The organism is Sodalis-like endosymbiont of Proechinophthirus fluctus (assembly GCF_001602625.1).
In the GTDB taxonomy this organism is placed as follows: domain Bacteria; phylum Pseudomonadota; class Gammaproteobacteria; order Enterobacterales; family Enterobacteriaceae.
The window spans coordinates 1-3315 of the sequence record NZ_LECR01000034.1; the positions used below are offsets into that span (position 1 = coordinate 1).

The window sequence follows — 3315 nt, forward strand, 5'->3', positions numbered from 1 at the left end:
ATCTGCCAGTCGCTGTGTACGGCGGTGGTCAATCGATAACAATCGATTTCCTCTAAATCGGCCTGCTGAAAAAAACCTTCCAGCAGTAAAATGGGGCCGCGCCAGCCCTTCTCCCGCAGCACGACCGCCTCATTAAGATCCAGCAGCGCAAAACCGTCTGTCTGCTGCAACCCCTTCCAAACGGCGTTCAGGCCATGGCCATAGCCATTGGCTTTGACCACCGACCACACGCAGGTTTTCGGCGCATGACGGCGAACAATGGTTAAATTTGACGCTAGCGCAGCTAAATCCACCGTAGCGACAATCGGACGTGGCATGAATAAGCTCCTTATCTTTAAAGAAATGGCCAGCGCGATGCAGCCTCAGATCCGTTGCGCAACGGCGATGGCACTAAATTCAAGCGCATAAAGCGCAACGTACAGGTCGTCATAACGAATATTCAGCACCCGTGCGCTGATAATATCCGCTAGCAGTTGCCCTGAGCTACAACCCATTGTCCAGCCTAGCATACCGTGAATGGTATCAGATACAGGTTGTTATGCGCCGTGGCACCCGCCAGGAGTGTGCCTATCCGGCGTCCTCAGGCCGGCCTATAACGTCGCTTGCTCAATATGACATTGCTAATGGGAAATAAATCACGCACCACGGTCTCTAGGGTAAACTGGCGTTTCGGCGATGGACGTCCGTCTATTCCATCGTTGGGATGCCTATTTAATTACGCCAATTTGTCATTTAGCAAGAAGTTTATCGAAACTGAGCAACGCTATAAGCACGGTCAGTAGGGGCTGGCTAATCTTTGTATTGCCTACCTCATGGAAGAGAATACCATAACCATGAAGGCGCTGGTCATAGCTTGTACCTGTTACGGGCACAAGTCGTTTTTCAAAAAAAATTACCTTTTCTACAGTTGTACCCGACGCCAACTCAATCGTTGACTACCTAATTTTCAATCGTTGACTACCTGATTTTCGCCCGTAATTATTTTACTAAATGCGAAGAGCGCTATGGCGTTGAATAGGTAGAGTAATTATTGGATTGCTGCCATGCGCTGATAAATCACGGTGTTGACCGTTATAAACGCCCGCAAAAGATCTCGCTGCAGGAAGAAAAATCCCGCTAGAAGAACACTGGGAAGAATATTTGCAAAATCGGGTCAACGAACTGTGGGCATATACTACCGCGTAAAAAAGAGGAAGTGACGGAATAGCGCTTACGCTATCCTCAGGAGACGCAGGAGAAAACCTGCTATATTTCATGGAGAAAAACACGCCTCTGCTCGAGCCATAGCAACAGGAAATATTGCGTATCGTCCGCAAGATTAGCCAGTATTTTTCCGCAAAACAGACCAAGATTATGAACGAAAGCTGGGCCACTTTCTAGCACTATACCTATTATCAATCACTTGTATGATGAAGGTAAAAATCAAGCGATAGGTTTATGCTGGAATTCCTGTAAAGCCATACCAATGTGGTTTATCATCCGCTGTATAACAAGCCCGTATTAAAACGGCATCAACCTCTATGCGCTAGGTTTTGCCATGTTTCAGGATTAAGCGCATCTGCCAATCGCCGACGGCGGGGAAGATCACACTGCTAATTCTCTGTATCGCCGGCAAGCGATTGACTGGAGACTGGAAACCGTGAATTTCGCAATGTATAACTTCAAAGAAGAAAGCTTTATCAGTCAGTTCTCATCACCGAAGACGATGGGATATTTTCTCCTCTTTGCGGTACTCGACGAAGATTATAACAACTATTTTGAAATAGCGGCCATCCATAACGAAGAAGAGTACCAGGTGATACGCCAGGGAGCTCTCTTCCCAATATAATTCGAGCAATCTGGAGCTGGGTATTCAGATCTGGAATGTGAATCTACGTGGCGATAGGTCGCTAACGCTGTATACCCTGCAAAACCGCGCGCCGTTGGCGAAAGCCGCCGAGAAGTGAGAAGCATATTATTGGTTATGGAGCTTTGATGTCTATGAGCAGGTTAGCGACGAGGGCAATGTCGAGCTTATCGAGAGCTGTCCGCCGCACCAGCCGCTGCTCTGATGCTCTCCGAACGGCCATCGTATGGCTTAGCGAGGTGGTGGGTGCCGCCTTCGCCCGAGGATAAATCCCTACGATATCTTTGGGCATCGCGAATTGCATAGCGCCCCAGATAGATACCAAGATATCTTTACCATAGCGGCGTCGTACCAGCTCTATTCGGTATAGCGTCGCCTGCTGTTAGCTATAGAAATTGCGCGCCAGCTCTCGGATCTGTGGATTAGTAAAATAATAGCGCCTCGCCCGCAAAAAAAAGCCCCTCCGGTCCGTTAAAAACGAAGCCATAGAGATGGAATTGCTTGAGGCAAACGCTAGCTAGGCCGTGGAGAATGTAGTAAAAAGCATCAGCTTTATCCGCTTCCGCCTTATCGTCCACTATCGCAGCTTGTGAGAGTACCACCTGTGCTTTATACAGCGACACAATAAATATTGTGGCTATGTTATGCGCACCAAGAGCAAATTATCGATGAGCTGTGGCACACCGTCTGCGGGTGACACCGATCAGATTCGGAAAGCCCCGCTCCGCTGGCAGGGATGGATCCAGGAGGAAAGCGATTGTTCCAGATGCTTTCAATCAAAAACTATTCCTAGAAACCGGCAGGGCTTTGCACCTTGATGATCATACTCGTTTATTCCATAGCAACCCTAACAATTTACATGCCTATCATCCTCCCTTAGCGAGCGAAGTGACTCCATCATGAACAGGCGAGAAAGTTTACCTTGCCCGCCGCCGGCAGACTATAACCAGTCTCTCGTTTATGATATTGACAACCAAAAGAAACGCTTTTTTCGCGATTGGCACGTGGGTAACTTCAATAACAGTAAAACGGCGCAGTCTCTGGGATGCTTATCGGATAGAAAAGTCGCTGATGTCTGTTGTTTTTTGATTTAGAATGCTCGTTTTACCCCACTTACAACTGCTCTGGATAATCCTCTATGATGCAATCGTTAAACCTCTACTCCAAAAACCGTGCAGCCTGGTTACTATTAGCGCTGACCTCCTTCGCACTAGAACTGGTCGCGCTCTATTTCCAGCATGTACTGCTGCTTAATCCCTGCGTCCTGTGTATCTATCAACGTTGTGCCTTGTACGGCATCGTTGCCGCTGGTCTAGTAGGCGCCGTCGCGCCCGCCACGCCGCTGCGTTTCGCCGGTCTGGCGATTTGGCTCTATAGCGCCTGGAAAGGCCTGCGGCTGGCAATGAAACATACCTATATTCAACTTCATCCCTCCCCCTTCGTTACCTGTGATTTTTTCGTGAATTTTC

General features: G+C 48.4%; 3 protein-coding genes and 2 pseudogenes. 2 read left to right on the plus strand and 3 right to left on the minus strand.

Annotated elements, in window-relative coordinates; translation table 11 throughout:
* Nucleotides 1–317: alanine racemase (locus BG74_RS03835; protein ID WP_187202582.1), on the minus strand; the 317-nt coding region annotated here is incomplete at its 3' end.
* A 45-nt stretch (nt 318–362) separates the two neighbouring features.
* The gene (locus BG74_RS20450) at nt 363–494 is read right to left on the minus strand and encodes a hypothetical protein (RefSeq protein ID WP_439895658.1); all 132 of its coding nucleotides are present in this window, start codon (nt 492–494) and stop codon (nt 363–365) included.
* Nucleotides 495–688: 194 nt separating this feature from the next.
* Here BG74_RS20450 and BG74_RS12855 point away from each other — a divergent pair.
* Nucleotides 689–2051, plus strand: a pseudogene (locus BG74_RS12855) (SpoVR family protein); the annotation flags it as partial.
* 72 nt (nt 2052–2123) lie between these two features.
* Here the strand turns inward: BG74_RS12855 and BG74_RS20455 are convergent.
* Nucleotides 2124–2626: pseudogene (locus BG74_RS20455) on the minus strand (fatty acid metabolism transcriptional regulator FadR); the annotation flags it as partial.
* 358 nt (nt 2627–2984) lie between these two features.
* On the opposite strand from BG74_RS20455, the gene dsbB reads away from it, so the two are divergent.
* Nucleotides 2985–3315 (plus strand): disulfide bond formation protein DsbB (gene dsbB, locus BG74_RS16525; protein ID WP_244267259.1); only part of this gene is annotated, 331 nt, incomplete at its 3' end.

Excerpts from the sequence above, each read along its gene's own strand:
- BG74_RS20450 (WP_439895658.1), bottom strand. The coding sequence starts at position 494 with ATGGGTTGTAGCTCAGGGCAACTGCTAGCGGATATTATCAGCGCACGG.